The 3436-nt window shown below is 44.5% G+C and carries 3 protein-coding genes; all 3 read left to right on the top strand.

Features of this window, described 5'->3' with window-relative positions:
• The first annotated feature begins 132 nt into the window (after positions 1–132).
• Positions 133–1635 (top strand): AAA family ATPase, encoded by a 1503-nt coding sequence (locus tag GRP75_RS21985; RefSeq protein ID WP_069079759.1) that lies wholly within the window; start codon positions 133–135, stop codon positions 1633–1635.
• 136 nt (positions 1636–1771) lie between these two features.
• Complete coding sequence (locus GRP75_RS21980; protein WP_160790358.1) at positions 1772–2644, top strand: 3-hydroxyacyl-CoA dehydrogenase family protein; 873 nt, start codon at positions 1772–1774, stop codon at positions 2642–2644.
• On the top strand, positions 2641–3436 hold a 796-nt coding region (locus tag GRP75_RS21975; protein WP_160790357.1), incomplete at its 3' end, for an acetate/propionate family kinase. The genes GRP75_RS21980 and GRP75_RS21975, both read left to right, overlap by 4 nt.

Raw genomic sequence — 3436 nt, 5'->3', positions numbered from 1 at the left:
AAAAGAAAAAGACGGGTATCAAAGCTGATACCGACATGGATTCGAACAATGTCTATATCCGACTCAGCGAAGGTAAAGCGACCAAGTTTATCGGTTTGCCACGTCAATCTCAGCAAATGGGGGTATGGCCTAATGCCTAGATGGATTAAGGAAATATTAATCGGCATTGTGCCGGTAACCATTATATTTCTCGTTTTTATTGGGGTAAATATTATCCCTCTTCTGGTTGCTGGCGTGATGTTCAGCGGCTTGTTAATGCTTATGCATGCGCGTGGCGGTTTGGCCGTGGGTGCTGGGCAAGAGCGTAAACGTAAAAAAAATGGTCCGGACAAGCTGACTTTTGAGGAAATCGGTGGGCAAGAAAGCGCTAAGCAGGAACTGCGCGAGGCCCTGGATTTTTTGAATCGACATGATGAAATTTCCAAGTTTGGTATCCGTCCATTAAAAGGCGTTTTGCTCACTGGTCCTCCGGGAACAGGAAAAACGCTGATGGCGAAGGCAGCGGCACACTACACTAATTCTGTATTTGTTGCAGCCTCAGGTAGTGAATTTGTTGAAATGTACGTTGGTGTTGGAGCGGGTCGTGTCCGTGAGTTGTTTCGGGAGGCGCGTACTCGTGCAGCCAAGGAAAAGAAGGAAAATGCAATTATTTTTATTGACGAAATCGATGTAATTGGTGGTAAACGTGAGGGTGGACAGCAACGAGAATATGATCAGACTTTGAATCAGTTACTGACAGAAATGGACGGTATTTATTCCGCAGATACACCGCGGATTTTGATCATTGCGGCAACAAACCGTAAAGAAATGCTGGACAGCGCCTTAACGCGTCCAGGGCGTTTTGATCGTCATATTCAAGTGGATCTGCCTGACAAGAAGGGCCGTCTTCATATTCTAAAAATTCATGCCAAAAACAAACCGATTCAGGAAGATGCAAATCTGGACAAAATTGCTGAAGAATCTTACGGGTTTTCCGGCGCACAGCTGGAGAGCGTGATGAATGAAGCGGCAATCTATGCGATGAGACAGGATCAGAAAATGATTGCGCAGAAGCATCTGTCGATGGCAATTGACAAAGTGATGATGGGTGAAAAGACAGACCGAGAATCGACCTTGGAAGAGAAAAAACGTGTAGCGATTCATGAACTAGGACATGCTATTATGGCCGAAATTGTTCGTCCCGGTAGCGTAAGCCAGGTAGCACTTAGCCCTCGTGGGAAAGCGCTTGGCTATGTGCGCCACAATCCACAGCAAGAGCATTATTTATACACCAAGCAGTTCCTGGAGGAGCAAATTATGATCTCGCTCGCAGGGGCTACGGCGGAAGAAATGTACTATGGCGGTCGCAGTACTGGCTCAAGTAATGATTTTGAGCAGGCGCTGAACATCGTTCATACGATGATGACTTCCGGTTTGACTTCACTTGGCATTATTAACATGGAAATGGTAACCAAAGAAGAACTCATGCGGGAAAATGGCGAGATTATGGCTGACCTGCATACCCGAACTTTGGAGCTGCTGGAAAAGCATCGTCCTGTGTTCGACAACTCACTTGACATCCTGATGAAGGAAGAAACTCTGTCTGGAGACCAATTTAGATGTCAATTTAGTGAAAATGCTTTATTACCAGCATAATTTTTTATGCTGGTTATTTTTTTTTACTTTTAGTCCGTGCTAAGATATTATTATCTATTGGGACATAAACATGTATTTTTCGACAAAGAAGGATACAATATATGAGAGTGACCAGGAAAGGGTGGAGTAAAGAATCATGCAATTTAAAAAAATCGGCGTCATCGGCGGCGGCACTATGGGACAGGGGATTTCTGAAATGCTCGCGTCCAAAGGAATTGATGTGCTGCTGGTAGAGCAGACACCAGAGAAACTAGACTACGCCTACAATATGATTGAAACGAGTCTGGACAAACAACTGGAAAAGTGGGCAATTACTCAAGCTGAGAAAAAATTGATCTTATCCCGTATTCAAAAAGTAATTCATTTGGCGGAGCTCGGCAGCTGTGATATGGTCATTGAGACTATTACAGAGAATCTGGACGAGAAGAAAGCAGTGTTCCAAGAGCTAGACCATGTGTGTCCAAGCAATATTATTCTTGCAAGTAATACATCCACGCTGAGCCTGACCGAGCTTGCTAGCTCGACCAAGTATCCTGAGCGTGTTATTGGTATGCACTTTATTTATCCAGTATCCCGTATTGATCTTGTAGAAATTATTCGTGGTTTGAAAACTTCGGACGATACATTTGAAAACACTAAATTGTTCGTGGAAGAGATAGTGGAGAAAAAAGGAGTCATGATTTATGAATCTCCTGGATTCGTAACAAGCCGGATTATCTGTCTGCTGATTAACGAAGCGGCCCATGTACTTCAAGAAGGCGTGGCTTCCGCTGATGATATCGATGACGCTATGCGAATCGGATATAACTTCCAAAGCGGTCCTTTGGAAATGGCTGACCGCTTTGGTCTGGATTCCGTTTTGGCTGCTCTGGAGCGTATGTTCCGTGAATTCGGCGAATTGAAATATCGTCCGTCCATCGTACTGAAGAAAATGGTGCGTGCAGGTAATCTGGGCGTGAAATCGGGCGAAGGCTTCTTTAAGTACGACAAGGATGGTGACCGGATATGAAAATTCTCGTAATCAATGCAGGGAGTTCTTCCCTGAAATACCAATTGTATGATATGACGGACGAGTCCGTTCTGGCAAAAGGATTGGTAGAGCGCATCGGTATGGATTCCTCCATTCTGACGCATAAGCCAACCAATAAAGAAGAATACACTGAAGTTAGCGAGATTTTGGAACATACTACAGCCATCCGTAAAGTGCTGAACGTACTCACAGATGCTGAACATGGTGTAATCTCCAGTACTAGTGAAATTCAGGCTGTGGGCCATCGTGTGGTTCATGGAGGCGAAATCTTCAAACAGTCAGCAGTTGTAACGCCTGAAGCGAAGAGTGAAATCCGTCGCTTGTTTGACCTGGCGCCACTGCATAACCCTGCTTCCATGATGGGGATTAAAGCGGCTGAATTGAATATGCCAGATGTACCACAGGTTGTGGTATTTGATACCTCGTTCCATCAAACTATGCCTGAAAAAGCTTATATGTACGCCATTCCAAGAGTGTTGTACAATAAGTATAAGGTTCGTCGTTACGGTGCCCACGGCACTTCCCATGATTTTGTAAGTAAGGAAGCCGCCAAATTCCTTGGTCGTCCTTTGGAAGACCTGAAGATTATCACTTGTCATATCGGTAATGGTGGTAGTGTAACAGCAGTTCAAGGCGGTTTGTCTGTTGATACTTCCATGGGTATGACTCCATTGGAAGGTCTTATGATGGGTACTCGTAGTGGTGATTTGGACCCAGCAATCGTACCTTATGTCATGAACAAAGAAGAATTGACTGTCAATGAAGTCAATT

Origin of the sequence: Paenibacillus sp. OT2-17 (assembly GCF_009827695.1) — a bacterium.
Lineage (GTDB): Bacteria > Bacillota > Bacilli > Paenibacillales > Paenibacillaceae > Paenibacillus > Paenibacillus polymyxa_B.
Note: the sequence above shows the minus strand (reverse complement) of the source record. Positions and strands in the feature narration are given on the sequence as shown.